Source organism: Nocardia sp. NPDC051833 (assembly GCF_040681225.1).
GTDB lineage: Bacteria > Actinomycetota > Actinomycetes > Mycobacteriales > Mycobacteriaceae > Nocardia.
This window is the reverse complement of the sequence record NZ_JBFAYK010000008.1, coordinates 37,427-63,284: the sequence shown is the minus strand read 5'-3', so window position 1 is coordinate 63,284 and position 25,858 is coordinate 37,427. Positions and strand designations below refer to the sequence as shown.

The window sequence follows — 25,858 nt, the reverse complement described above, 5'->3', positions numbered from 1 at the left end:
CCGGTTACAGCCCGGATTCCTTGGTGCGCACCATGATCGCGCTGCACTCGGGGCAGCGCAGGACGGCGTCGGGGGCGGCCTTGGCGATGCGCTGCATCTCGCCGCGATCGATCTCGATCCGGCAGGCGCCGCAGCGCCGGGCCTGCAGCAGGGCGGCGCCGACCCCGTGGGCCGCGCGCTGCTTGTCGTAGACGGCGAGCAGGTCGGCGGGGAACAGCCCGACCAGTCCGTCCCGGTCGGACTCGCACCGCTGCTGGGCCACCGCGAGATCGGCCATCGCCTCGTCGCGCAGCCGTTCGGCGTCGGCGAGATCCTGGTCGGCCTTGCTCAGCCGGGCGCCGGCGTGGTCGTGATCGGCGGCCATCGCCTCACGCTGTTCCATCACGGTCAGCAGTTCGTCCTCGAGCACCGAGCGGCGCCGCTCCAGGCTGCCCAGTTCGTGTTGGATCTCGGAGAGCTGCTTGGCGGCGACGGTGCCCGCGGTGAGCATGCCGCGGTCGCGGTCCTCCCGCTTGCGCACGGCGTCGACCTCACCCTCGAGTTTGCGGATGTCGCGGTCCAGATCGTCGATGCCGATCTCGACCGCGACGGCGGCGTCCTTGTAGCCGTTGCGCTCGGTCGACAGGCGCGCGACCTCCTGCTGTTCGGGCAGCGCGTTCCTGCGGTGCGCGATCCGCGTCAACTCGGCATCGACAGCGGCGAGCTGGAGCAGCTTGGACTGGACCGACGGTTCGACATTCAACGCGCACGAACTCCTGAACACGGTGGACGGATGGGTTCGTCAACCGTACCGCGCCACGGGGCACGCGCACGCCATGACCCGAGGACCGGGCGACCGCTGTCGGGCGCGCGTGTCCCGGTACACGCCCGCCCCCCGTCGACGTGGGGAGGGTCGTCGCCGCGTTCAGCCGGTGACCGTCCACGGGTCGGTGCGCAGGGTGGAGACGCGGGTCTCGATCCCGGGGAGGGCCGTGCGGACGAGTTGTTCCGCTTGACCGCACCAGGGAAATTCGGTGGCCCAGTGGGCGGCGTCGATGAGGGCGGGGCCGCCGCGGCGGAGGTGCTCGTCGACCGGGTGGTGGCGCAGGTCGGAGGTGAGGTAGGCGTCGACGCCCGCGCGGATGGCCGCGGTCAGGTAGGAGTCGCCCGCGCCGCCGCAGACGGCGACCCGCCGGATGACGCGGTCCGGGTCGCCCGCGGCGCGCACGCCCCAGACGGTGCGCGGCAGGCCGACGCCCACCCGGGCGGTGAAATCGCGCAGGGTCTCGGGCTCGGGGAGTTCGCCGATGCGGCCGATGCCGAGCGAGGACGGCAGCGGCGCGCGCTCGGTGACGTGGTAGGCGGGTTCCTCGTACGGGTGGGCCGCGCGCAGCGCCGCCAGGACGGCCAGCCGGGAGGTCGGCGCCGCGACCACCTCGACGGCGTCCTCGGTGACGGTCTCGACCGTGCCGATCGCCCCGATCGCCGGGTTCGCGCCGGGCAGCGGCCGGAACTGGCCGGTGCCGGAGGTGTACCAGGCGGCTTCGCGGTAGTCGCCGATCGCGCCGGCGCCCGCGGTGAACAGCGCCGACATGAGCGAGGCGGTGTGCGTCTGCGGGACCTGGATCACCCATTTGTCCACGGAGGCCGCCGGTTTCGGGTCCAGCGGGCCGGTGACGGTCAGGCCGACGGCGGCGGCCAGCGCGTCCGAGACGCCGGGGTCGGCGGAGTCGGCGTTGGTGTGCGCGGAGAACAGGGCGCAGCCGGAGCGGATCAGCCGGTGCAGCAGCGCGCCCTTGGGGGTGTCGGCGGCTACGGTGTCGACACCGCGCAGCAGCAGCGGGTGGTGCACGACCAGCGCCTGCGCGCCCCACTCGATCGCCTCGTCGACCACGGCGGCGGTGGCGTCGACGGCGAACACCACCTTGGTCACCGCCTGGCCCGGGTCACCGCACACGAGCCCGACCGAATCCCACGATTCGGCCAGCCGCGGCGGATACGCCGCGTCGAGCACCCCGATCAGTTCGGCCAGGTCGGTCACCGCCGCCTCCTTCGTTCCGCTGCCTAACCCGTCACCCTCGAAGCGACGGGATCACCTTGCACCACAATGCTTTCCACGCCCGTTTCGCGCCGCGCAACGGCCGTTGCCGCAGGCCGGTCCCCAGTCAGAGCACCGTCCGCCCCGGTCGCCACGGCGCCGCTGCCCGGTCACCGCGGCGCCGCCCGCTCCAGTCACCACAGTGCCGCTCGCTCCAGTCACCACAGTGCCGCTCGCTCCGGTCACCACAGCGCCGCTCGCAGACCCTCGATCAACCGGTCGACCTCGGCCGCCCCGCGCACGGCGACCCGCAGGTGATCGGGACCCAGCCCGGGAAAAGTGTCGGCCCGGCGCACCGCGATGCCGCGATCGGCCAGGCGCTTGCGCAGCAGTTCGCCGTCGGGAACGCGCAGCAGCAGGAAGGGACCGGCGGCCGGGGTGTGCACCTCGACGCCCAGGTCCGCGAGGCGGTCGATCATGGCCGCGCGCTCGGCGGCGATCTCGTCGGCGTGCCGCCGGGACGCGGCGACGGCCGCCGGTTCGGCGGTGGCGCTGATCGCCTCCAGCTGCAGGGTGCCCAGCGGCCAATGCGGACGGCCCTGGGTCAGCCGGGCCAGCACCTCCGGCGCACCGAGCACATAGCCGCACCGCAGCCCGGCCAGCGCCCAGGTCTTGGTGAGGCTGCGCAGGACGAGCACGTCCGGGGCAGACAGCCCGGCCAGCGACTCCGGTTCCCCGACGGTGTGCGACGTCGCCGAACCCGACCCCGGACAGGAGGTAGACCGCACCGGCGCTCCCGGAACCACATCGACGGCCGGTGCCGTCCGGATGGACGACGCATCCGGCGCGCTCGGGGTCGACGACAGCGTCCTGCCCACGGACGACAACGCGGGCCGCGCACCACCGGGACCGGCCGCCGCGCCGCGCATCGCGGCACCGGACGCGACGTTCCGGGCAGCGCCGGGCACGTTGTCGCCAGATCCGCCGTCTACTGCCGCACCGCCGGCGGCGCTCTCCGCGACCGCGTCGGCGAACGCCTCGTCGACCACGACGAGACGCCCCGGCCGACGCAACGCCTCGATGACGGCCGCCGGGTGCAGTACCGAGGTCGGATTGGTGGGGTTGCCGAGGACGACCAGATCGGCCTCCTCGGGAACGAGTGCCGGGTCGAGCGTGTACGGCGGTTCCAGGATCACCCGCGTCACCGGCACGCCCGCCTCTCGCAGCGCCAGTTCGGGCTCGGTGAAGGACGGGTGGATCACCGCGGCCAGGCGCGGGGCCAGGCGGGGCAGCATCGCGAAGCCCTCGGCGGCGCCCGCGAGCAGCAGGACCTCGTCGGGACGGCGGCCGTGCCGGGCGGCGACGGCGGTGCGGGCGGCGGCCTCGTCCTCGGCGCTCGGGTAGCGGCCCAGGTCGTCCAGGCGGGCGGCGAGGCGATCGCGCAGCCAGCGCGGCGGGGCGGTGCCGCGCACGTTCACCGCGAAATCGAGCATTCCAGGGCGCGCGTCCACGTCGCCGTGGTGGCGCAGCATCGCGGGGTCGACCGAGTCCTGGAACACAACTGAACACCCTACGTGGCGGCGATTCGGCGGCTCGGGCGACAATGGCAGGCGTGGGTCAGCTGCACGTGTCATTCATCTGCACAGGGAACATCTGCCGGTCGCCGATGGCGGCGAAGATGTTCGAAGCGCATCTGTACCGTGCCGGTCTCGCGAACCGGGTACGGGTGACCAGCGCGGGCACCGGATCGTGGCACGTCGGCGATCCGGCCGATCCGCGCACCGAGGCGACCCTGCGCCGGGCGGGCTACCCCACCGAGCACACCGCGGCCACCTTCGGTCCCGAGCATCGCGACGCCGACCTGATCATCGCCCTGGACACCGGGCACGACCGGGAACTGGCCCAGCGCGGCGTCGGCACCGACCAGCGCCGCCTGCTGCGCAGCTTCGACCCCGCCGCCGACGGCCGCGACGTGCCCGACCCGTACTACGGCGACCAGTCCGACTTCGACCTGGTCCGCGACCAGATCGAGGCCGCCGTCCCCGGCCTGCTCGACTGGGTGCGCGCCGAACTCGACGCCCGTACCACCGCCGACGCGCACCGCTGATGCGCAAACTCACCTTCCTGCTGCGCCCGAGCTGGCTCATCCTCGCGGTGATCGTCGTCGCGTTCGCCTATCTGTGCTTCACCGTGCTCGCACCGTGGCAGCTGGGCAAGAACACCAGCACCGAGCACCGCAACCAGCTGATCGCCGACTCCGTGCAGGCCGATCCGGTGACCGTGAACAGCGTCCTCGACGGCGACCCGAGCGCGCACACCGAATGGCGCAAGGTCACCGCGAGTGGTACGTACGTCCCGGATTCGACCGTCCTGGTCCGGCTGCGCCACCTCGACGGCGCCCCCGGCTATGCCGTGCTCGACGCGTTCCGCCTCGACGACGGCCGCACCCTGCTGGTCGATCGCGGCCTGGTCGCCGCCGTCGACGGCACCCGACCGCCGGTGATCGCCGCACCCCCGGCCGGGCCGCAGTGGCTCGAAGCCCGCGTGCGCGCCTCCGAGGGTGTCGTGGCGGACAAGCCGCCGAGCACCCAGGACGGCTATCGCCAGGTCTACACGGTCGACACCACCCAGGAAGCCACCGTCCTCGGCCTGCCGCTGACTCCCATCCCCACCGGCACGGACAAGGGCGGCTACCTCCAGCTCGCCGAGGGCCAGCCCGGCGCCTTCACACCGAGCCCGCTCCCCCAGCTCGACGCGGGCCCGTACCTGTCGTACGGCCTGCAATGGCTGGCCTTCGGCATCATGGCCCCGCTCGGCCTCGGGTACTTCGTCGTCGCCGAACTGCGCGCGCGCCGTCGCGACCGCGCGCAGACGCCGGCGGTGGCCGAGACCACCACCGCCGAGCCGAGCGCTCCGGCCGCGCCGACCACCGAAGCCCGCCTGGCCGACCGCTACGGCCGCAACCGCTGATCGTCTGTCACTCGGCGGCGTAGCGCAGCAGCACCGCCGTCTCGAAATGCCTGGTCTCGACCAGCCGGAGCCCGATCCGGTTGTCCAGCGCCGGGAACATCGGGGTGCCGCCGCCGAGGACCACCGGCGAGATGAACATCTGGTACTCGTCGATGAGCCCGTGCGGCATCAGCGTGGCCGCCAGGCTCGCGCCACCGACCTCCATGACGCCGTCGCCCTCGGCCTTGATCCGGCGCACCTCCTCGACCGCGTTCTCCGCGACCAGCGTGCTGTTCCACTGGACCTCGGTGAGCGTCCGGGAGAAGACGACCTTGGGCATATCGGTCCAGAGCCGCCCGAAATCCTGCTGGATGGGCGGCGCGTCCGCGGGCACGTGCGGCCAGTACTCGGCCATCAGCTCGTACAGCCGACGGCCGTTCAGGATGATCTCGAGATCGCGGAACCGGTCGTTGTGGAACTGGTGCAGCTCGTCGTCCGGCTCGGTCCAGTCGATCTTGCCGTCGCGGTCGTTGACGTACCCGTCCACGGACAGGCCGAACCCATAGATCAGTTTCCTCATACCGTGTAGACCTCCTCCGCCCTCGAAACTCATCGGTCCGCGAAGAGATAGCAGGCTAACGGCGGCGCGCCCGCCCCAACACTCCGGCGGCCACCACCGCGATCGCCAGCGACCCCACCTGCACCGCCTCCGACATGCGCACCGCGCGCCGCAGATCGGCGGTGGTCGGCGCGGGCCCGTCACCGAGCGTCGGCCGCAGTTCCGCGCCGTGCCGGTACTGGGTGCGCCCGCCGAGCCGGACACCGAGCGCCCCGGCCATGGACGCCTCCACCACGCCCGCGTTCGGGCTCGGGTGCTTGCTCGCGTCACGCCGCCACGCCCGCCACGCGGCCGCGGGCCTGCCGCCGACCAGCGGGGCCAGCGCGGCCGTCAGCAGCCCGGTCGCCCGCGCGGGCACCACGTTCGCCAGGTCGTCGGTGCGCGCGGCGGCCCAGCCGAATCGCAGGTAGCGCTCGTTGCGGTAGCCGATCATCGCGTCGAGGGTGTTCACGGCCCGGTACCCGAGCAGCCCCGGCACCCCCGCGACCGCACCCCACAGCAGCGGCGCGACGGTCGCGTCGGCGGTGTTCTCGGCGACCGATTCCAGCGCGGCCCTGGCCAGCCCGTCGGCGTCCAGGACCGACGGATCGCGTCCGCACAGCGACGGCAGCAGTTCCCTGGCTCCATCGATGTCCCCGGCGTCGAGCCGCTCGGCCATCGCGTGACCGGCCCGGGCCAGGCTGCGCCCGCCGAGCGCGGTCCAGGTGGCCAGCGCGGTCGCGACCACGCCGCCGCGCGCGGCGAGCACCCCGAAACCCACCACCGAACCGACCGCGACCACCTCGTGCACCACCCCGGCACGCCGATCGTCGAGGTAGGTCTTCTGCTCCAAAGCCGCTGCCGCCGAGCCGAATCCGGCCACCGGATGCCACCGGCGCGGATCGGCGAACACCCGATCGAGCGCGAATCCCAGCACCAGCCCGACCGCGGTCGATGTCCCCTTCTGCACCCGGCCGAGGGTAGCCGACACCGGGAATGTCACACCCCGCCCCGCTGGTTCGTCATCAGTGCGACGACCCCATACACTCGCCCGGTCCCCGGGCCAGACGACCGAACGGCGAACCACGATGACCGACCTACCGCAGCAGATCGACCAGGCCGAACTGGCCCGCCGTTTCGAGGAACACCGCCCCTACCTGCGCCGACTCGCCTACAGCACGCTCGGCAGCCTCACCGACGCCGAGGATGTCGTGCAGGACGCGTGGCTGCGCCTGCAGCGGCACCACGCGGCGGGCAAGGCGGGCGAGATCGACAACCTGCGCGCCTGGCTGACCACCGTCACCGGCCGGCTGGCCCTCGATCAGCTCGGGTCGGCGCGCGCCCGCCGCGAGCAGTACGTCGGCGACTGGCTCCCCGAGCCGGAGGTCACCACCTGGGACGACCCGGCCGATCGGATCTCCCAGGACGAGCGGGTCACCACCGCGCTGCTGGTGGTGCTGGAATCGCTGTCGCCGGCCGAACGCACGGCCTTCGTGCTGCAGGACGTGTTCGGTATGACCGGTCCCGAGGTCGCCGAGGTCGTCGGCCGCACCCCGGCCGCGGTGCGCCAGCTCGCCTCCCGCGCCCGCAAGCACGTCGAATCCGGGACCCCGCGGTTCCCCGCGTCACCCGCCGAACAGGAGAAGGTCGTCTCGGCGTTCGCGCTGGCCTGGCGCTCGGGTGATCTGAGCTCACTGCTCGGCGTGCTCGACGAGAACGTCGTACTCACCGCCGACGGCGGCGGCAAGGTGCCCGCGATCCGCAAGCCGCTGCACGGCGCCGAGCTCATCGCCAAGGCCCTGCTCGGCTGGTACCACGCGCCGTCGGCATCGGGGGCCTGGGGCCGCGCGGTGCTGGTCAACGGCGCGCCGGGCCTGGTCGTCTTCGACGGCGCCAACACCGGCGTGTTCTCGTTCGTCGTCGACGCGGGCCGCATCGTGGCGATCAATATCGTCCGCAATCCCGACAAGCTGCACGACCTCCCCACCGAGGGCGCCCCCGACTGGTACCTGGGCGCGGGGCAGTAGCACGGGGTCACCACGCTCCGGTGGCAGTCGTACCCCGGAGCGTGGTGACCGGCTCACACGGTCAGCGAATACCCGTGGGCCGCAGCCACTTCGGCGGAGAGCAGCTTGCCGTCGACGGCGGTGAGACCGGCCGCGAGGCCGGGGTCGGCGGCGCAGGCACCGCGCCAGCCCTTGTCGGCGATGGCCGTGGCGAAGGGCAGGGTGGCGTTGGTGAGCGCGACCGTGGAGCTGTGCGGCACCGCGCCGGGCATGTTCGCGACGCAGTAGAACAGCGAATCCGCCACGGGGAAGGTCGGATCGGCGTGCGTCGTCGGACGGGTGGAGGCGAAGCAACCACCCTGGTCGACGGCGATGTCGACGAGCACCGAGCCCGGTCGCATCCCGGCGACGAGCTCGTCGGACACCAGTTTCGGCGCCTTCGCACCGGGCACCAGCACCGACCCGATCACCAGATCCGCGGCGAGCACGGCCTTCTCGATCTCCAGCGCGTGCGAGGCGAGAGTGCCGACCCGGCCGCCGAAGCGGGCGTCGAGCTCGCGCAGCCGCCGCAGATTGGTGTCGAGCACACTCACCCTGGCGCCCATCCCCACCGCGACGCTCGCCGCGTTGGTGCCCGCCACGCCGCCGCCGAGCACCACCACATCGGCGGGGCGGACACCGGGGACGCCGCCGAGCAGCACGCCCTCGCCGCCCATCGGCGCCATCAGGTGATACGCGCCGACCTGCGTGCCGAGCTTGCCCGCGACCTCGCTCATCGGCGCGAGCAGCGGCAGTGAACCGTCGGCGGCGCGCACGGTCTCGTAGGCGATGGCGGTGATCCCGGAGTCCAGGATCGCGTCGGTGCACTCCTTCGACGCGGCCAGGTGCAGATAGGTGAACAGCACCTGGTCGCGCCGCATCCGCGAATACTCCTGCGCGATGGGCTCTTTCACCTTGAGAATCAGTCCGGCCGTGGCCCAGACCGTGTCGGCGTCGGGCACGATCACCGCGCCGGCGGCGAGATAGTCCTCGTCACCGAAGCCCGATCCGGTTCCGGCCCCGGCCTGCACGAGCACCCGGTGCCCGTGCGCGGTCAGTTCGGTGGCGCCCGCCGGGGTGAGCGCCACCCGGAACTCCTGCGGTTTGACCTCCGCCGGCACACCGACCGTTCCGCCTGTTCCCGTCATTGCGCCAGCTTAGGACGCCCACCGACGGGAGTCAGCCCGTTGCAACGTCGCGTGTCGGGTTCACGGTGACGGTGTCACCGACGCCGCCGCGGGAGCGGCGCCGGTGGTGGTCGTGGCCGACGGCGGGGCGGAGCCCGCCGCAGGCGTTGTCGTCACCGGCTGCGTCGTGGCCGGCGGTGCGACGGTGGTCGTCGGCGGTGTTTCGCCGCACTGGCCGGGGCCACAGTTGTCGGTGCCGCACTCCGGACCCGGCATGCAGTTGTGGCCCGGCGGTAGTCCGCATTCGTTGTGTCCACAGCTGTCCGTGCCGCAATCCGGCCCGGGCACACAGTTGTATCCCGGCGGTGGCGTCGGCGACTGGTACCACGACGACTCCGGCGCCGGTGTGGGCGACTGATACCACGACGATTCCGGCGCCGCCTGGCCGCCGTTGCCCGGCACGGACGCACCGCCACCGCCACCCGGATTCGCGGACGGTGTCACCGAACTCGTCGCCGGCGTCGTCGGGGTGGCCGAGGTCTTGGACACCGTGCTCGACCCCGGCTGATCCGAGCCGGACCCGTTCGACGAACACGCCGACAACGCGAGCACCAGCGCGACCAGGGCCAGCAGTAACCGCACCATCGTGCGCGACCGGCGGCCCATCCGTATATTCGGCAACTCTTCTCCTGCCATCGTGGGAAACCCGCGCCCGATGATTCGGGCGCGGGTGCTGGGAAAATCTGTGGTCGAGGCGGTCTCAGGCCGCGAACACCTCACCCCGCACCGGAATCCGGAGCTGCGCGGCGCGCTCGGCGTAGGCGAAGGTGCGCTCGAGGTAGTCCAGCGACTCACTGAAGTGACCCCACCCCTCCGCGTGCACCGCGACGACGACCGCGTCACCGAGGACGGTGGCCGCCTCGACCGCGGTCCTGGCATTGAGGGTGACGTCGCTGTCGCCGAACCGGCCGATATTGGCCGCGCCGATATTGAGCACCGCGACGTCGATCCGCCCGAACCGCTCGACGATCCGCTCGACGAGTTCCACCGACGCGTTGTCGCCGGAGACATAGACCGTCGGCTCACCCGCCGCGCGCAGCACGAACCCGGTCACCACACCGCTGAGCGGCTCGCAGCCCTCGGGACCGTGCAGCGCGGGCACCGCGGTGACCTCCACCGCGCCGACGGTCACGACCTCCCACGGCGCCAGCCCGCGCACGCCCGCGATCCGTTCGGCGGCATCGGGAGTCGAGAGCACGGTCTCGACCTCGGCCAGCAGGGCGCGGCCCGCGGTGTCGAGATTGTCGGCGTGCTGGTCGTGCGAGAGCAGAACGACGTCGATCGCGCCGATCGCCTCGACCGGCACCGCAGGGCCGCTGAGCTTGTGCAGGGTGATCGGGCCGGGGTAGTCGCCCGGCTCGTCGAAGGTCGGGTCGGTGAGCCAGGTCAGGCCCCCGTATCGGAAACGCAGGGTCGGACCACCGATGTGCAGGACGTCGAGCAGGGTGGGGCGGGTGATCGTCTCGGTCATGCGCTCAACTGTCGTCGAGCGCGGCGCCCCACGACAGTGGCCTCCAGGCCGACCATCGTTAAGATCGGGCCATGCGTTCGGTGGCGGTCGTGGCGTTCGACGGGATCAGTCCCTTCCACCTGTCGGTGCCGACCCTGGTCTTCGGCCGCTCCGGCACCGGCGTCTTCGACGACTCACCCTACGACGTCCGGGTCTGCGCCGAACACCCCGGAACCCTGTCCACCGCAGCCGGTTTCGACATCACCGTGTACCACGGCCTGGACGCCGTCGCCACCGCCGACATGGTGGTCTTCCCCGGCTGGCTCCGCGACCTGGACCTCTCTCCCGCACTCGACGAGGCCGTGCATGCCGCGCACGCCGACGGCGCCCGGCTGGTCGGCCTGTGCCTGGGTTCGTGGGCGATCGCGGCGACCGGGCTGGCCGACGGCCGGGAACTCACCACGCACTGGGCCGCCGCCGAGGCCATGGCCCGCGCCTATCCCCGGGTGCGGGTGCGCGCGGACACGCTGTGGACCGACCTCGGCGACGTGATCACCTCCGCGGGCGTCGCCGCCGCGCTGGACTGCTGCCTGCACATCGTGCGCGGCGATCTCGGCGCCCGCGCCGCCACCGATCTCGCTCGCGCGCTGGTCACCGCGCCGCACCGCAACGGCTCGCAGGCGCAGTTCATCCCGGTCGCGGTCCCCGACGACGACAGCGACGACCCGATCGAGCACGCCATGGTGTGGGCGCGCACCCACCTCGACGCGGGCATCGACCTCGACCACTGGTCGCGCGAGGCGCTCATGTCGCGGCGCACCTTCACCCGCCGGTTCCGCGAACGCACCGGCACCAGCCCGCAGCAGTGGCTGTTGCAGCAGCGCACCGACCACGCCCGGCTGCTGCTGGAATCGACCGACGAGACCGTCGACCGGATCGCGCGCGACACCGGTTTCGGCAGCGCGGTGAGCCTGCGCCACCACTTCCACCGCATGCTCGGCACCAGTCCGGCGGCCCACCGCGCCCAGTTCCGCGGGGCGGCGCAATAATCACCGCATGATCATCAAGGTGTCCGGGTTCGCGCCGGAAATCGACGACACTGCCTGGATCGCGCCGAACGCGACCGTCATCGGCCGGGTACGCCTGGGCGCCGAGGTCGGCATCTGGTATTCGGCCGTGCTGCGCGGTGACCTCGAACAGCTCACCATCGGCGCGCGCACCAACATCCAGGACGGCTGCGTGCTGCACGCCGACCCCGGCTTCCCGCTCACCGTGGGCAGCGGAGTCTCGGTGGGCCACAACGCGATCCTGCACGGCTGCACCGTCGGCGACGACGTCCTGGTCGGCATGGGCGCCACCGTGCTCAACGGCGCCGTGATCGGCGCGGGCAGCCTGATCGCGGCCAACGCTCTGATCCCCGAGGGCGCGCAGATTCCGCCCGGATCGCTGGTCGCCGGTGTGCCCGGCAAGGTGCGCCGCGAGCTCACCGAGGCACAGCTGGACGGGATCAAGCTCAATGCCGCCGTATACCTGCACAATCTGGCGACACATCGGGATGCCGAGATCGTGTGAGAAGTCACACTGAGCAAGTGACCAGTAGGGATCCCTGATAGCATTTGCCCTGCGTATTGCGTCCGGCCAATGAGTGTGGCGGCCGGCACCGGATACGCGAGGCAGGAGGTATCACGGTGGCATACGTGCAGTCCGGTGTGCACCGAGCGGGGGGACGGCTCAGCGTGGCCGACATCGCCGCCCAACCCGGCGGAATCGAGGCACTCCAGTGCCGGGTTCACGAACTACGTTCCCGCGGAGTCCATTTCGCCGCCAACGCGATCGAACAAGAGATGGCCGCCCTGGATCTGTCGCCGTAGGGATAATGGGGTCATGCCCACTGTCTCGTCCATCCTCGCGCGGATACTGGAAAAGCCCGTCACCGACGGGGAGAAGCTGCTCGACAGCGCGCTGTCGGCGTTTCTCGATTTCGGGATCAAACGCACGAGTATGGGCGAGATCGCCCGGCGGGCCGGGATCAGTCCGGCCACCCTGTACCGGCGCTTCGAATCGAAGAACGACCTGGTCGAGGCGGTCGGCGTGCGGGAGGCGCAGCGCTATGTGGGCGAGATCGACGAGCGGGTGCGGGCGGTCACCGAGCCGGGCGAACAGCTCGTGGAGATCTTCGTCGCGTTCGTGACGACCCTCGCCGGCAACGAGCTGCTACGCAGGCTGCTCAGCACCGAGCCGGAGATCATCCTGCCCAAGCTCACCACCGAAGCGGGCCCGATCCTCGCGGTCGGCCGCGAGTATCTCGCCGACAAGCTGCGCGAGCTCCAGGCGACCTCGACGGTCCCCGATTTCGAACCCGATCTGGTCGCCGAGGTCATGGCGCGGCTCGCGCTGTCGCTCGCGCTGACCCCTGACGGCCTCATCCCCCTCGACGACCCCGCGGCGGGCCGCGACTTCGCCCGCCGCACCCTGCTGCCGATGGTCGGCCTCCGCGTCGGTCACTGAGCGGGCACGCCGAACGCCGCGGCGACGGCCTCGTCGATGCCCGCCGCCGCCACGGGCATGCCGTCCTCGAGCACACCGCGCACCCGCCCGACGACAGCGGCCGCGGCGGGGCAGGCCGGATCGGGCAGCGGTAGCCGGGCCACGTACTGGGTGATCCAGCGCCGTCGTCCCGAATACAGCCGGTTGCCGCACACCGCGTCGTAGAACCGCAGTCCCAGTGCCGAATTCGCCACGCCCATCAGCAGATACGCGAGCTCGGTCGCCTGCTCGCCGCTCCCGAGATCGGTGAGCGAGATCCAATAGCAGTCGCCGTTGACCACCGCGCCGGAGCGATCCAGCGCGAACCGCGGCCGCTCACTGATATCCGGGAACACCAGTTTCGGCGCACCCCACAGGTGCGGACGCTGCGGCACCCAGATCTCGAACCACTTCCGCCCGCCGTCGAGCACATACCGCCGCCCCGAGAGCACCTGCTCGTGCGAGCGCAGATACTCGGCCGCGCCCGGGAATTCGGCGAGATCGATGGGCGTGCGGCGCGGCTGCCCGAGGTCGTAGGGGTAGAGCACCCTGGTGCCGCGATCCCGCCCGATCCGCCACGGTTGCAGGTCGTGATGGGTGATCAACTGCCGCAACAGTTCCGGCTCCGGGGTGGGATCCATCTGGTCCCAGCGATCGGAGATGAACACCCGGTCCGCGGTGGTCTTGATGCCGACGCGGATGCGGGCGGTGTCGCCGAAGGTGCGCCAGGTGCGCTCGGCGATCCGGCCGAGCCAGCGGTCGACGGCGGGGCGCGACATGCGCCAGGCGGTGTCGCCGGGGGGAACGGCTTCCGGCCGGTCGAGCTCGCCGGGGCGATTCCACGCTTCGGTCACCGGCAGCCGGTCCGACTCCGGCCGGGTCGCTCCCCCGTGGCCTTTCCCCCGCGCCGAGGACCGGCTCCGCTTCGGATCGCCGCCTCGTCGTCCCGCAGCACGTCCGCCGGACCCTGTCGGTGTGTTGCCGGGGTCCGGCGCACCCGCTGTCGAAAGCCCGCCGACCGTCCCGGTGGACAGCACCCCCACCTCGACGGCGAACACCCGTCCGCCCGTCCCGACCAGGCAGTCCGCGTCCCCGGCCAGCGCGTCGAACAGGTCGGTGGCACAGTCGGCTTCGGCGCCGAGCTCCTCGTACACCGAGACGTAGCGGCAGTCGTGTTCTCTGGGTGCCCGCGTCGCGACGGTGACGGCGGGCAGTACCGCGGCGGCGAAGAGCTTGGTGTCGCCGAGGTCGTAGAGCTCGGCGGGATGTAGTTCGCCGGTGAGGATGCGGCGCAGATTCGCCCCCGCCCTGGTGGTGAGGAACCGGTTGGCGCACAGCAATCCGAGAACGCCGTCGGCGCTGAGCAGCCGGGGGGTGATCGCCACGAACGGATGGGTGAGGTCGATCCGCCCGCGCAGCCCGAACTGCTTGCTCAGCAGCTGCGCGGTCGACCCGCCGAGCTGCTGGGTCCGCACGTACGGCGGATTGCTGATCACCAGGTCGAAGGAACCGTCCGCGATCCGGGCCGACGCGGCGAGGAAATCCCCTGCCCTGCACTCGATCTCGACCCCCTCGGCGGCGGCCCGCGCGGCCGTGTCGGCGACCGCGCGGCGGTCCAGGTCGTAACCGGTCAGCCGGACCGTGACATCGGCCGCGGCCAGTTCCCGGTGCACCGCCAGCAGGAGCTCGCCGTCGCCGCAGGCCGGATCGAGTACCCGCAGCTCACCGGCGCGCGGCGCGTGGAGCAGCGCCCGCCGCGCCAGGAACCGCGCCAGCGCCGGCGGGGTGTAGTGCCTGCCGTGCCGTTTGCGCTCCTGCGCGTCGCGGGCCTGCGAAGCCATGCGCTCGATTCTGCCCCGGGAGGCCGTCGTCGTGCCGCAGGCACGAGGCCGCGGACCGGTATCCGGGCGAAAAACCGATCGTTACCTGCTGAAACATCATTTCGTCCGGCAAACGGTGGTTTGTGCCACCGATTTTGGGGTTACTCCCGGCCCTGACCAGTCTGTATCGTCTGTCCGGTTTCATTCCGAGTGATGAAGTTCGAGGACGATGTCGAGATTCCGGACGCTGGCCGCGGCACTGACCGCCACCGCGCTCACCCTGCTCCCCGCCGCCCTTCCCGCGGCGGCCGATGCCGACCCGGGGCAGTACGCGCCGACCATGCTCATCCTGGACGCGTCCGGGTCGATGCAGCGTCCCGACCAGGGCGCCACCATGATGGACTCCGCCAAGAAGGCCGTGCGCACCTTCGTCGAGTCGGCCCCGGCCGAAGCGAAGGTCGGCCTCACCACCTACGGCACCGGGACCGGCAACACCGAGGCCGAGAAGGTGGCGGGCTGCCGCGACGTCCGGATCCTGCAGCCGCCGACGACCATCGACAAGCCCGCGCTGACCAGCGCCGTGGACGGCATCGAGGCGCGCGGCTGGACCCCCATGGGCACCGCGCTGCGCCAGGCCGCCGAGGCGCTGCCGTCGTCGGGACCGCGCTCGATCGTGCTCGTCTCCGACGGTGACGACACCTGCGCGCCGCCGGACCCGTGCGAGGTCGCCAGGGAACTGAAGCAGCAGGGTGTCGACCTGGTCGTGCACTCGATCGGCTTCGCCGTCGACGACACCGCGCGCACCCAGCTCACCTGCATGGCCCAGGCCACCGGCGGCACCTACAGCGACGCCGCCGACGGCGCGGCGCTGGAACGCATTCTGCCCCGGGTGAGTTCGGCGGCGCTGCGCAACTACCAGGCCACCGGCACCCCGATCACCGGCACCGCCACCTACGGCACCGCCCCGGTCGCGAAGGCGGGCCAGTACCTCGACACCATCGGCCAGCACGAGAAGCGGTGGTACGCCGTGGACGTGCCCGCCGGCGCGACGGCGTACTTCACCGGCATCGTCGCCTTCCCGCGCGCGGCCGCGGGCGCGGCCACCGACGGACTGGCCGTGCTGGAACTGCGCGTCTACGGCCGCGACGGCACGTATTGCAATATCCGGGAACGTGAGCTCGAATCGCGCACCGGCGACGGCGTCGCCTTCACGATCAGCAACACCCTGACCCGGGCCGACGAGGAGTCGAGCGATGGCCGACCCGACTCCTGCAAGGGCGGCGGCCGGTACTACTACGAACTCAACTGGGACGAGGCCCCCGGCGGCCTGCCCGCGCGGCTGCCGGTGGAGCTGATCGTCGGTATCGAACCGGGCGTCACCGATCCCGGCCCGAGTGCAGTCACCGCGAAGACGGCGTTCGCCGAACCCGCCGGGGCGAGCAAGCCGGTCAGCGGCGGCGGCTCGTTCACCGCCGCCACCGGCCTGGACGGGAGCGGTAAGTACACCGACACGATCCAGAACGGCGAGTACGTCTTCTACAAGGTGCGCCTGAACTGGGGCCAGGGGCTGGCCTATCGCGTGCGCTTCACCGAGACCGGCGGCGCGGGATACACCACCGCCACCAATGTCACCACGACCCTGTACTCACCGCTGGGCGGCGAGATCGACGACGACACGAACGCCTACACCGGGCGGCAGGCCACGACGCTCGAGGGCGCGACCGTGCCGATCCGCTACGCCAACCGGGAAGGCGGCGGCCCGGAGGCCCAGCGTCAGTCGGTGGCCGGGTGGTACTACCTCGCGGTCAAGGTCGGCATGCCGTCCGGCGCCACCTCCCTGCCGCCGACGCCGATCGAACTCGACCTCGTCGTCGCGGGCGAGGCCGAAGCGGGACCGACCTACGTGACCGCCAGCCCCGACGTGGTCGGCGAGCAGTCGCAGCCCGGCACCGAGAAGTCGGTGGCCGTGGGCGGTTCGGAGTCGTCGACGCCGTGGCTCGCGATCGTCGGCATCGGGGTCGGCGTGGTCGCGCTGATCGGCATCGGCGTCGCGATCTGGGTGGTCGCCCGGCGTCGCGCCTGATCGACCACCGGAGCCCGCCCGCACCAGAATTCGTGGTGCGGGCGGGTTCCGCGTTTCCGGCCCGACTGCTACCGTGGTCTCAAAATGAGACTAGTTCTCCTGATCGACCGAGGAGCCGCGCCATGGCGCCGACCGACCACGACAGCAGTGACTTCGCCGCCCTCCAGCGTCTGGCCGACGCCCGCTGGACCTGCAGGCAGTTCCTTCCCGACGAGGTCGACCGGGCGACGATCGACCAGCTGCTGAGCCTGGGCGCGCGGACCCCGTCGTGGTGCAACACCCAGCCGTGGCAGGTCGTCGTCACCGCGGGCGAGGGCACCGAGAGCTTCCGCAAGGCGCTGCTCACCCACATCCAGACCAGCGGCGCCGCACCGGATTTCGAGTTCCCCGCGCAGTACGCGGGCGTCTACCGGGAACGCAGGCGCGAGTGCGGGTTCCAGCTCTACGACAGCGTCGGCATCGCCAAGGGCGACCACGAGAACACCATGCGCCAGATGGTGCGCAACTTCGAACTCTTCGACGCGCCGCACGTCGCCATCGTCACCTCCGAAGCCGACCTCGGCACCTACGGCGCCGTCGACTGCGGCCTCTGGCTGCAGAGCTTCCTGCTCGGCGCCCAAGCCCTCGGCCTCGGCGCCGCCCCCCAGGCCGCCCTCGCCTCCTACTCCCCCTTCATCCGCGACTACTTCGACCTCCCCGACCACCGCAAGGTCGTCTTCGGCGTCTCCTTCGGCCACCCCGACCCCACCCACCCCATCAACACCTTCCGCACCGCCCGAGCCCCCCTCCCCGACCAGATCACCTGGCACACCAGCTGATCTCGATCACGAGCACCACGCGCGGAGGTATCGCACGACGCACCTCCGCGCGTGGTGCTCGTTCGTCCAGGTGACGAAATCAGGCGGGGCGGGCGGTGGTGGTGATGCCGGGGCCCGGTTCGGGGGTGATGTCGCGGGCGGTGACTTCGGCGGCGCAGTCGTCGCAGGTCAGGTGGACGTGGGCCTCGCCGGTGCAGTCCTTGTGGCGGTATTCGACCGGGGGGCCGTCGGGGGCCATGTAGGTGTCGCCCCAGTCGCGGATGGCCATCAGGATCGGGTAGATGGCGTGGCCTTTTTCGGTGAGGCGGTATTCCTCGTAGGCGCCGTCTTTCGCGGGCTGCTTGACCAGGATCTCGTGCTCGATCAGCCGGTCGAGGCGGTCCTGGAGCCGGCTGCGGGAGATCCCGAGCGCGCTCTGGAAGGCGTTGAAGCGCCGGATACCGGTGAAGCAATACTTGAGCACCAGCAGTGTCCAGCGGTCGCCGAAGATCACCAGCGGCCGCGTGATCGAGCACGGGACGTCGGCGAGTTCTTCGTAGCGCACCCTGCCATTATGCGCGTCGCCGCCACTCGACGGCGGCAGGCGTCAGCACCGGCCGGGGGCGCTCATCCCGTTCCACCGCGCTCGTCGGCGATCGGGCCCTCAGCCCCCAGCGCCCGCACGACATGCGCGACCAACTGCTCGACGACGTCGGCGTCGACCGGCTGCCGACTGAGCGTGGTGCGGAAATGCAGTGGACCGATGAGCAGTTCGAGGGCGAATCGCGGATCGGTGTCCGGCGGGATCTCCCCACGTTCGACAGCGCGCTCGAACAGTGGCCGCACCGCGCGGAATCGGCTGTCCCAGAACGCGGCGCGCACCTCGGCCATCCCCTCGGTGTCGGTGACATAGGCGAGCGCACGGGACAATCCACCGCCCAACGGCGTCTCGAGATAGGCCGCGAGTTCGGTGGCGAACCCGGCCAGATCACCCCGGAGCGTCCCGGTGTCGGGCAGCGGAAGCACCTGCCCGCTGTAGTCGAGCAGCACGTCGAGGAGCAGATTCTCCCGGCTCCCCCACCGCCGGTAGATGGAGCTGTCCCGCACCCCGGCCCGCCGGCTGATGTCGGGAATCCCGACCCGATCGACACCGTGCTCAACGATCGCGGCCAGCACCGCTTGGTGCACCGCCTCGCGCACGCGCGCCGACCGGCCCCCGGGCCGCCGCTGCGGAGCGTCTTCCTCTGTCGTCGTCACTCCCCGATCTTAAAGCAGAATTCCTTGCTTTTGATTGCCGGGGCGCCTTACGCTCACTGAAGCAGAAAGTTCTGCTTTTTCTGAGCTGGAGAGGTTCACCGATGACATCGTTGTCAGCATGGGCGAAGAAGGCGCTGGTCAGCATCTGCGCACTGACCGGCACCACCGAATACGCGACCCGCCGGGTCGGCCCCGCCCCGTTCCTGCCCGCGTTGTTCGTCGACCGCTTCACCCATCTGGGCGGGATCGCCGACGCGGAGTTCCGCGCCCAGCTCGACGCCTGCCGATCCTTCGACGACGCGCGATGGACCACGCACTGGCAGACCATCGCCGGGCAGCACGTGGCCCGCGCGGACGACGCCCTCGCCCGGCTCGGCGTTCCGGACACCGACACGCTCCTCGCGACAACCGACGCCGAGCTCCGAGACGAGCTGGGCGCCCGACTGGCACCCGCGGTCACCCTGCTCGCCGACCGCGGCCCGGTCGCCGACCCCGACGCGGTGGCGACGTTCTGCGCCGAACACCCCGATGCCGCGCAGCAGGCCATCGCGCTGGACGGCCTGATCAAGGCGATGGTCTACGAATTCGTCGCCGCGTGGCCGGGCTGGACGCCGCACCGGCTGGCGGCCTACGAGCGATCGCACCGCCTGGCCGAACTCGTCCTCACCTGCCTGGCACCGGCGATGGGCGTGTCCATCGAGCCGGTGCGCCTTCCGGTCCCGGGGGACGACATGGTCCGCGGCTACCTGATGTTCCCGCTCGATCAGGATGCGGCCGAGGTGCCGATCGTGGTGTGCAGCAATGGCATCGAGGGCACCCTCGCGGAGCTGCTCCTGCCGATGCTGGCCCATCGCCGTGCCGGAATGGCCCTGTTCGTCATGGAGATGCCCGGCACCTACTCCTACCGGCAGCCCTTGGCGCCCGAAGTGGAGCGGGTGTATTCGGCGGTCGTCGAGCACCTCGCCGCGCATCCACGGGTGGACGGCGATCGCATCGGGATGCTCGGCGTCAGCTTCGGGGCCTACTGGGCGACCCGGATGGCGGCGGTCGATCCGCGGCTCTCGGTCGCGGTCGCCAACGGCGCGCCCGCGCACCGCAGTTTCACTTCGGCGGCGGCACTCGGCCTGCCGGAGATCATGGTGTCGACGTTGCACGAGGCGACGGGATCGGCGAGCCTGCACGAGATGGCGGGCAAGCTGCGCGCGCTCTCGATCGCCCACCTGTACCGGCACATCGACATTCCGCTCCTGGTCATCAACGGCGCCGACGACACCCTGCTGAGCACCCAGGACTCCGTCGACATCGCCATCGGAGCGCCGCGCGCCCAGCTGGTCCTCTACGCCGACGACGACCACTGCGCCATGGGACACAGCGAGGAATGGAGCGCGCTGTCGGTGCGATTCCTGCGCGAGCACCTGATCGTCCGGCAGAACGTGGGGTGCTGATCCGATGTCGCTGCCCCGGATCCACCGAACACTCGACCTCGACGCCCGCCGCATCACCCTGCACGCCGACACCGGCGCCGGGTGGACGGCGACGGACGACCCGCCGTCGTTCGCCGTCCCGGCGGCCTTCACCGAGGAGTACGAGATCGCCCGGTACGAACTGCTCGGCGTGCCCGACGGTGCCCGCGTGCTGCCCGTCTGCCCGGTGTCGTTCCGCGATTTCATGGTCTACGAGAAGCACGCCGTCGATGCCGCGCGCGGGATGGCACGGCGCTTCGTGCCCGCGGGCTACCGCCTCGGTCGCCTGTTCGAGACCCTGACCCGACGCACCTTCCCGCCCTACCGGCCACATCGGCTCTGGAATCAGCAGCCCCTCTACTACATGTCCAACGCGTCGACGATGCTCCCGTCGGGAATTCCGGTCGCCTGTCCCGACTACAGCACGGCGCTCGACTTCGAGCTGGAACTGGGCGTCGTGCTGGGTGCGCCGCTGCGCGATGCGACCCCGGCGGAGGCCATCGCCGCGATCGGCGCCGTCGTCGTGATCAACGACTTCTCCGCGCGCGATGTCCAACTGGCCGAGATGCGTTCGGGATTCGGGCCGCAGAAGTCCAAGCACTTCGCCACCTCGATGTCGGCGACCGCCGTGGCGGGCTCGGCGGTGGCCGACCGGCTCGACGCGCTCACCGCGTCGGTGCGGATCAACGGGCACACCGTCGCCCGGACCGGCACCCACGGCATGCGGCACAGTCTCGGGGCGGCGATCGCCCACGCGTCCCGGAGCGAACAGCTGTTCCCCGGTGAGCTGATCTCGACCGGAACGCTGCCCGGTGGCAGTGGGATGGAGCTGGGCCGATGGCTCGCGCCCGGCGACGTCCTGCGGTTGGAGATCGACGAGATCGGTGTCATCGAGCATCGGATCCAGGGGTGAGTGCGGCGTGACCATCGATCAGGTTTCCGACTCCGTGTATGTCGTCGCCGGCACGAATGTCAACTGGGCGCTGATCAGCGACGGCACCGGCGTGACCCTCGTCGACGCCGGGTACCCCGCCGACACCCCGCTCGTGCTCGACTCGATTCGCCAGATCGGCCACGAGCTCGCCGACATCACCGCCGTCCTGCTGACCCACGCGCATCTGGACCATATCGGCGCTGTCCCCCGGCTCGTCGACCTGCTGAACGTCCCGGTCTACACCGGTGCCGAGGAGGTCCGGCACGCCAAACGTGAGTATCTGCAACAGATCACGCCGGGGCAGCTGGTGCGGACGCTGGTCGCGCCCGGCGGGGCGCGCTGGGTCGCGCAGACATTGCGCGCGGTCCGCGGCGGCATCGGTGCCAGCGTGCCGACCGCGACAGCGGCGTCGACGCTTCCCGGCGGCGTCGTCGCCCTGCCGACACCCGGTCACACCGACGGGCACACCGCGTATCTCCTTCCCGCCGAAGGGGTGCTGTTCTCCGGTGACGCGCTGGTGACCGGTCACCCGCTGTCGCGCCGGACCGGGCCGCAGCTGCTGCCGCCGGTGTTCCACCACGACCTGGCCCGCACCCTCGACAGCGCTCGCGCGCTCACCCGGCAGCCCGCGCACACCCTCGTCCCCGGCCACGGGCGACCGACCCGGCTCGTCCTCGCGGACTTCACCGACACCGTCCGATGACCACGCGACCACGACACCGAACAGCAGCGCGCTCGATCATGGTGGGCGCCACCGTGCTGGCGCTGGGCAGTTGTTCACCACTGCCGGACGCGCCGACCGAGATCACCGCGGATTTCGAGAACATCGCAGGCATGTACGAGGGCAACGACGTCATGGTCCTGGGCCTGGCGGTCGGCAAGGTCGACAAGATCATTCCCAAGGGCACCTACGTCGAGGTCCACATGACCATCGACGGCGGCGTGAAGATCCCCAAGGAAGCGATCGCGGCGATCATCTCCCCCTCGATCGTGACCGACCGCCACATCGAGATCACCCCGCCCTTCACCGGTGGTGAGTCGATGAAATCCGGTGAGCACCTGCCCAAGGCGCGCACCCGGACCCCGGTCGAGCTGGACACGATGATCAAGACCATCGACCAGTTCTCCGCCTCGCTCGAGCCGGAAGAGGGCCAGGAAGGACTCGGCCCGCTCTCGGGTCGCGTCCTCTACCCGGTCCTCAACGGCAACGGCCAGAAGATCCGCGAAACCCTCGACGCCCTGTCTTCGGCGTTGAAGATCGGTGTCGACAACAAGGACGCCATCTCCAACATCATCATCAAGCTCAACGAGCTGACAACGATGCTGGCCGACAACGACCAGTCGGTGCGCGACTTCAGCAACCGGGTGACCGCGATGTCGGGCCTGCTGGCCGAACAGGCCCCCGGCCTGCAAGCCACGCTGGATCAGCTGAACGCGTTCCTGGCCAACACCTCCACTATGTTCGGTGACCATGAGGACGACCTGGCCGAGGCGCTCCTCGGTCTCACCGAGGCCACCGCTCAGCTGCGCGCCAACTCGGATGCGCTGGTCGAGATCGTCGACATCGTGCCGCTGTTGATGCAGAACATCGACGGCGCGATCGACCACGATCGACGGTTCGTGCGAATCCACGCGCTGGTCGGCACCGCGCTTGCCGGTGAGATCGTCAGCGTGTTCTGTGAGCGGGTCCAGATGAAGGCCGATGGCTGCCGCTCCGGGAATATGCAGGACTTCGGCCCGGACTACGGGCTCACCGCCGCACTGCTCGGATTGACGAAATGATCACTCGGAGGACATCTTCCGTCCATGCCGCAAAATGAAGCGGTGTCGACGGACTCGCTGCTGACGAAGGCGCGTCTGCTGTGGGAAGACCTCGCGGCGGCGCCGGCGGCTTTCGGGGCGGACGGCGAGGTGAGCGTGGTGGTCTCGCCGCACGCCTCCACCTGCCCGCCCGGCTGGATCGGCATCGTCGTCCTGGGCGGGCAAGCCGTCGTCACGGTGCCTGATTCCCGTACGGCGGAGGAAGTTCGCACCGCGCTCGCGCGACTGTCGATCGACCACCTCACCGATCCGGCTCAGCTCGGCACAGTCCTGCCCATAGCCGAGACCATCGGTCCCGCCGCACTCGCCTACGTCGATCAGCTCAGCTTCCAGCCGCCACACCCCGCCGCACCGATCGAGCACCTGCGCGCCGACAATCCTGACCTGCGCGCACTCGAGTCCGAAGCGGGCCACGAGGACGCGTCCGAGGCAGGTCTGGACGCGCTCACCTCGCCCGCGTTCGTCCTCCGGTCCGACGAAAAGGTCGTCGCCGCAGCGGGATACGAAGCGTGGCCGATCCGCACTGCCCACCTGAGCATCCTCACCGCGCCCGCACACCGGGGGCGGGGACTCGCCCGGGCAACCGCGTCGGCCGCGGTGGCGCACGCCTTGGCGGCCGGCCTGTTCCCGCAATGGCGCGCGCGAGTCCCCCAGTCCCGAGCTGTCGCCCGGGCACTGGGTTTCCGCGAGCTGGGCGCCCAGTTGTGCGTCAGGCTCGACCATCGTGCACAACGTGCTGGATCAGCTTGAATCCTGCACGCCCCCAGAGGTTTCCTCACTGCGATCGGACCGCCGATCTTCCCCCTGTGCGCTCACCTGGTGCGCGGGGTGCCCGTCCGCCGCGCATCGTCCCCCCGACACGCGGAGGAAGCCGATGAGCTGCGCACGGAGATCGTCGTCGGGTTCGACCTCGGCGGCCGCTTCCACCCAACCGACGATTTCGGTCGGCAGGTCCTGGCCGTACCAGGTGGTCAGGATGCCGATTGCGGCGCGCCGCAGCCGCACTGGGTAGCCACGCAACGCGGCGTGCACCAACGATTCCCCGGTGCCCGGCGTAGCGCGACCCAGCATCGACAGCACGGATTCGAGAATTCTGTCGCTGATGCCTTTTTCGCCCCATCGGATCACCCCGGCCCCTGGACCGCACGCGATCTCGTCGAGCGGGAGCAGCGCTCGCGCGAGTTCGGCGACGCGGGCCACGTCGTCGTCCGGCGTTCGTTGCGCCACCCACGCCCACACGTACCCGTTGCGGGAATCGTCGCCGAGGTGCGCCACGGCCTGTGCGTACGCATCGATTCCGACGGCTTTCGACAACCGCAGTGCCCTGTTGAACCCGAAGGGACCGTGCGGGTCGGCGAGTCGTGCCGTCACGTACTCGGCCCAGTCGGGACGTTCCAGCAATGCCGCGCAGACCTCGGCCAATCGGGTCGTTTCAGCCGGTGGCCAGTCCACTTCGACAGGCGGTTCCCGCAACAGGTTTCGGATCGCCTGGACGGCCGAGATGCGGCTCAGTGTGGGTTCCGCGGCGGCCAGCAGCTCGACGAACCGTGCCAGTACCGGCAGCGCGTCCGGGTATTGCCGTATGTCCGCGGCCGGGCCACCGATGCCCGAGAGCGCGTCGAGAATCTCGGCAGCGCCGTCGAGAAGCGCGTCGTCGACGACGGATTCGGCGAGCGCACCCGACAGATCACCGGTGGTCGCGGCCAGATGGGCGAGGTATTCGTTCATCACCCCGTTGCGGAATCCGTCCCGCAACAGCCACGCCTTGATCTCCGTGTCATCGGTGCGGGCCAGGCGCTCCACGGCATGGATCCGTCCCCAGCCGTCGACCCGGCGGGCCAGCTCGAACACCGCGCGATCGCGATCCGGCTGCGAATTGGCCAGCGCCACTGCCGCATACAGGGTCAGATCACCCAGTGCGCCCAGGGTCAGCAGGACCTCCCGGTCGCGGCTGTCGCCGACCACCCCGAGCATCACGATGCCGAGCGCCACCGCATTGCGGCGCGTCCCCAGATCGGTCAGTTGCCGGGCCACCGACCGCACCCGCTCGGCGGGCAGTGCGGCGGCACGCAATTCCCGGCACAGGTCGTCGGCTACGGCGAGCGCGCGCTGTTCGGCGAGCGCATGGTGCAATGCCACCATCGCGGCGTCATCGGGCTCCTCGACGAGCACCCGCACCGCCGCCACGATCTCGGCCGCGGGCGCGGTCTCGTTCGCGAAGTGATGCGTCTGGATACCGTCGAGAACAGTAGAACTCAGAATCTGCCGCTCATCGGGCACTTCATCCGGATACGGATGTCCCTCCCACGGCCACGGTCCCGGACCGTGCACGGCGGCGAGTGCGAGCGCATGAGCGAGATACGTGGTCTGGTCGTCATCGGGGACCAGCCACGCGCCGGGCTTCACCGGCAGGGGCGCACGGCGCCCTTTCCACGAGAATTATTCACGGCCACACCGTAACCGACCCCACCCGCGAACACCAGTGCTCACCCATCTGCCTCGTTCGCCACCGCGTTCACCCGCGCCCGCCGTCGCAGCCTGGCCGCCACCACAACGCTCAGCGGCGCGTCCGGCCATTTCCGCCAGTAACCTTTCCCCGGCCGGATCGACCACAGTTCGGCCTCACACTGTTCGGCCGCAACCAGATCCACCGGCCCGGTCGCCCTGGCGACGACGCCTTCGCGGCGCCGGTCGACCCGATTCCGTCTGCGCTTGGCGCGCGGAATGTTCTTCCGCGAACTCTTGTCGTTCTCGCCGTACCAGTTCCGACGATCCTTCGCGTAACTGAGCGCCTTCTTCTCCTGCGGACTCCGCCGAACCACCAATCCTCCACCCCTCCGTGTCGAGGTCAGGCTACGGATCGGTGCGCCACACCGCACCCGAGTTTCCTGCCTGCGAAACCCGCACCCAC

At 70.9% G+C, this 25,858-nt stretch carries 27 protein-coding genes; 14 read left to right on the top strand and 13 right to left on the bottom strand.

What is annotated here, in order from left to right; all coding sequences use genetic code 11:
* Window positions 1-4: 4 nt before the first annotated feature.
* The 3 genes from AB0L91_RS33615 to AB0L91_RS33605 all read right to left on the bottom strand — a co-directional run bounded on the left by AB0L91_RS33615 (window position 5) and on the right by AB0L91_RS33605 (window position 3,549).
* Window positions 5-742 (bottom strand): C4-type zinc ribbon domain-containing protein, encoded by a 738-nt coding sequence (locus AB0L91_RS33615; RefSeq protein WP_365016776.1) that lies wholly within the window; start codon window positions 740-742, stop codon window positions 5-7.
* 162 nt (window positions 743-904) lie between these two features.
* A complete protein-coding gene (locus AB0L91_RS33610; RefSeq protein WP_365016775.1) occupies window positions 905-2,020 on the bottom strand; it encodes a Nif3-like dinuclear metal center hexameric protein in 1,116 nt (371 codons plus the stop codon).
* A 239-nt stretch (window positions 2,021-2,259) separates the two neighbouring features.
* Entirely contained in the window at window positions 2,260-3,549 is a 1,290-nt protein-coding gene (locus AB0L91_RS33605; RefSeq protein ID WP_365016854.1) for a pyridoxal phosphate-dependent aminotransferase, read from the bottom strand.
* A 71-nt stretch (window positions 3,550-3,620) separates the two neighbouring features.
* On the opposite strand from AB0L91_RS33605, the gene AB0L91_RS33600 reads away from it, so the two are divergent.
* Window positions 3,621-4,124 (top strand): low molecular weight protein-tyrosine-phosphatase, encoded by a 504-nt coding sequence (locus tag AB0L91_RS33600; RefSeq protein WP_355279119.1) that lies wholly within the window; start codon window positions 3,621-3,623, stop codon window positions 4,122-4,124.
* Window positions 4,124-4,987, top strand: coding sequence for an SURF1 family protein (locus AB0L91_RS33595; protein WP_365016773.1), 864 nt, complete (start codon window positions 4,124-4,126; stop codon window positions 4,985-4,987). Before AB0L91_RS33600 ends, AB0L91_RS33595 begins: the two co-directional genes overlap by 1 nt.
* A gap of 7 nt (window positions 4,988-4,994) precedes the next feature.
* On the opposite strand, the gene AB0L91_RS33590 is transcribed toward AB0L91_RS33595, so the two are convergent.
* On the bottom strand, window positions 4,995-5,546 hold the full coding sequence (locus AB0L91_RS33590; RefSeq protein WP_365016771.1) for a dihydrofolate reductase family protein: 552 nt from the start codon (window positions 5,544-5,546) through the stop codon (window positions 4,995-4,997).
* Window positions 5,547-5,601: 55 nt separating this feature from the next.
* The gene (locus AB0L91_RS33585) at window positions 5,602-6,534 is read right to left on the bottom strand and encodes a cobalamin biosynthesis protein (protein WP_365016769.1); all 933 of its coding nucleotides are present in this window, start codon (window positions 6,532-6,534) and stop codon (window positions 5,602-5,604) included.
* A 118-nt stretch (window positions 6,535-6,652) separates the two neighbouring features.
* Here AB0L91_RS33585 and sigJ point away from each other — a divergent pair, with 118 nt between their 5' ends.
* Entirely contained in the window at window positions 6,653-7,591 is a 939-nt protein-coding gene (sigJ, locus tag AB0L91_RS33580; protein ID WP_357347681.1) for an RNA polymerase sigma factor SigJ, read from the top strand.
* 53 nt (window positions 7,592-7,644) lie between these two features.
* Here sigJ and ald read toward each other — a convergent pair whose 3' ends face one another.
* The 3 genes from ald to AB0L91_RS33565 all read right to left on the bottom strand — a co-directional run bounded on the left by ald (window position 7,645) and on the right by AB0L91_RS33565 (window position 10,267).
* Window positions 7,645-8,757, bottom strand: coding sequence for an alanine dehydrogenase (gene ald / locus AB0L91_RS33575; protein ID WP_365016766.1), 1,113 nt, complete (start codon window positions 8,755-8,757; stop codon window positions 7,645-7,647).
* Window positions 8,758-8,817: 60 nt separating this feature from the next.
* Window positions 8,818-9,417: a hypothetical protein gene (locus AB0L91_RS33570; RefSeq protein ID WP_365016765.1), complete on the bottom strand. Its 600-nt coding sequence runs from the start codon at window positions 9,415-9,417 to the stop codon at window positions 8,818-8,820.
* 79 nt (window positions 9,418-9,496) lie between these two features.
* The gene (locus tag AB0L91_RS33565) at window positions 9,497-10,267 is read right to left on the bottom strand and encodes an MBL fold metallo-hydrolase (protein ID WP_365016763.1); all 771 of its coding nucleotides are present in this window, start codon (window positions 10,265-10,267) and stop codon (window positions 9,497-9,499) included.
* A gap of 71 nt (window positions 10,268-10,338) precedes the next feature.
* Here AB0L91_RS33565 and AB0L91_RS33560 point away from each other — a divergent pair, with 71 nt between their 5' ends.
* From AB0L91_RS33560 to AB0L91_RS33545, 4 genes are all read left to right on the top strand, one after another.
* Window positions 10,339-11,295 carry a helix-turn-helix domain-containing protein gene (locus AB0L91_RS33560; protein WP_365016761.1) on the top strand — a complete coding sequence of 319 codons (957 nt, stop codon included), beginning with the start codon at window positions 10,339-10,341 and terminating at the stop codon, window positions 11,293-11,295.
* Between the two features lie 7 nt (window positions 11,296-11,302).
* Complete coding sequence (locus AB0L91_RS33555) at window positions 11,303-11,818, top strand: gamma carbonic anhydrase family protein (RefSeq protein WP_355279100.1); 516 nt, start codon at window positions 11,303-11,305, stop codon at window positions 11,816-11,818.
* Window positions 11,819-11,934: 116 nt separating this feature from the next.
* Window positions 11,935-12,117 carry a hypothetical protein gene (locus AB0L91_RS33550; RefSeq protein ID WP_355279097.1) on the top strand — a complete coding sequence of 61 codons (183 nt, stop codon included), beginning with the start codon at window positions 11,935-11,937 and terminating at the stop codon, window positions 12,115-12,117.
* Window positions 12,118-12,130: 13 nt separating this feature from the next.
* On the top strand, window positions 12,131-12,754 hold the full coding sequence (locus tag AB0L91_RS33545; RefSeq protein ID WP_357347691.1) for a TetR/AcrR family transcriptional regulator: 624 nt from the start codon (window positions 12,131-12,133) through the stop codon (window positions 12,752-12,754).
* Here the strand turns inward: AB0L91_RS33545 and AB0L91_RS33540 are convergent.
* A complete protein-coding gene (locus AB0L91_RS33540; RefSeq protein ID WP_365016759.1) occupies window positions 12,748-14,613 on the bottom strand; it encodes an N-6 DNA methylase in 1,866 nt (621 codons plus the stop codon). The two genes, AB0L91_RS33545 and AB0L91_RS33540, sit on opposite strands and share 7 nt — an antisense overlap.
* Window positions 14,614-14,821: 208 nt before the next feature.
* On the opposite strand from AB0L91_RS33540, the gene AB0L91_RS33535 reads away from it, so the two are divergent.
* Window positions 14,822-16,675 carry a VWA domain-containing protein gene (locus tag AB0L91_RS33535; RefSeq protein WP_365016757.1) on the top strand — a complete coding sequence of 618 codons (1,854 nt, stop codon included), beginning with the start codon at window positions 14,822-14,824 and terminating at the stop codon, window positions 16,673-16,675.
* Between the two features lie 122 nt (window positions 16,676-16,797).
* The gene (locus tag AB0L91_RS33530) at window positions 16,798-17,493 is read left to right on the top strand and encodes a nitroreductase (RefSeq protein ID WP_365016756.1); all 696 of its coding nucleotides are present in this window, start codon (window positions 16,798-16,800) and stop codon (window positions 17,491-17,493) included.
* Between the two features lie 79 nt (window positions 17,494-17,572).
* Here the strand turns inward: AB0L91_RS33530 and AB0L91_RS33525 are convergent, their stop codons facing one another.
* Together AB0L91_RS33525 and AB0L91_RS33520 are read right to left on the bottom strand one after the other, a co-directional pair.
* A complete protein-coding gene (locus tag AB0L91_RS33525) occupies window positions 17,573-18,037 on the bottom strand; it encodes a helix-turn-helix domain-containing protein (protein WP_365016754.1) in 465 nt (154 codons plus the stop codon).
* Between the two features lie 62 nt (window positions 18,038-18,099).
* Window positions 18,100-18,729 carry a TetR/AcrR family transcriptional regulator gene (locus AB0L91_RS33520; RefSeq protein WP_365016752.1) on the bottom strand — a complete coding sequence of 210 codons (630 nt, stop codon included), beginning with the start codon at window positions 18,727-18,729 and terminating at the stop codon, window positions 18,100-18,102.
* Between the two features lie 101 nt (window positions 18,730-18,830).
* Here AB0L91_RS33520 and AB0L91_RS33515 point away from each other — a divergent pair, with 101 nt between their 5' ends.
* Genes AB0L91_RS33515 through AB0L91_RS33495 form a run of 5 tightly spaced genes read left to right on the top strand, consistent with a single transcriptional unit; the run spans window position 18,831 to window position 23,697 of the window.
* Window positions 18,831-20,174, top strand: coding sequence for an alpha/beta hydrolase (locus AB0L91_RS33515; protein WP_365016750.1), 1,344 nt, complete (start codon window positions 18,831-18,833; stop codon window positions 20,172-20,174).
* A gap of 4 nt (window positions 20,175-20,178) precedes the next feature.
* Entirely contained in the window at window positions 20,179-21,105 is a 927-nt protein-coding gene (locus tag AB0L91_RS33510; protein WP_365016749.1) for a fumarylacetoacetate hydrolase family protein, read from the top strand.
* 7 nt (window positions 21,106-21,112) lie between these two features.
* Window positions 21,113-21,829: an MBL fold metallo-hydrolase gene (locus tag AB0L91_RS33505; protein ID WP_365016747.1), complete on the top strand. Its 717-nt coding sequence runs from the start codon at window positions 21,113-21,115 to the stop codon at window positions 21,827-21,829.
* 38 nt (window positions 21,830-21,867) lie between these two features.
* Window positions 21,868-22,908 carry an MlaD family protein gene (locus AB0L91_RS33500; protein WP_365016746.1) on the top strand — a complete coding sequence of 347 codons (1,041 nt, stop codon included), beginning with the start codon at window positions 21,868-21,870 and terminating at the stop codon, window positions 22,906-22,908.
* Window positions 22,909-22,950: 42 nt separating this feature from the next.
* Window positions 22,951-23,697, top strand: a complete 747-nt coding sequence (locus AB0L91_RS33495; protein WP_365016745.1) for a GNAT family N-acetyltransferase — start codon at window positions 22,951-22,953, stop codon at window positions 23,695-23,697.
* On the opposite strand, the gene AB0L91_RS33490 is transcribed toward AB0L91_RS33495, so the two are convergent.
* Together AB0L91_RS33490 and AB0L91_RS33485 are read right to left on the bottom strand one after the other, a co-directional pair.
* Entirely contained in the window at window positions 23,689-25,227 is a 1,539-nt protein-coding gene (locus AB0L91_RS33490; protein ID WP_365016743.1) for a hypothetical protein, read from the bottom strand. The genes AB0L91_RS33495 and AB0L91_RS33490 overlap by 9 nt on opposite strands.
* A gap of 206 nt (window positions 25,228-25,433) precedes the next feature.
* Entirely contained in the window at window positions 25,434-25,769 is a 336-nt protein-coding gene (locus AB0L91_RS33485; protein ID WP_365016740.1) for a hypothetical protein, read from the bottom strand.
* Window positions 25,770-25,858: the final 89 nt, after the last annotated feature.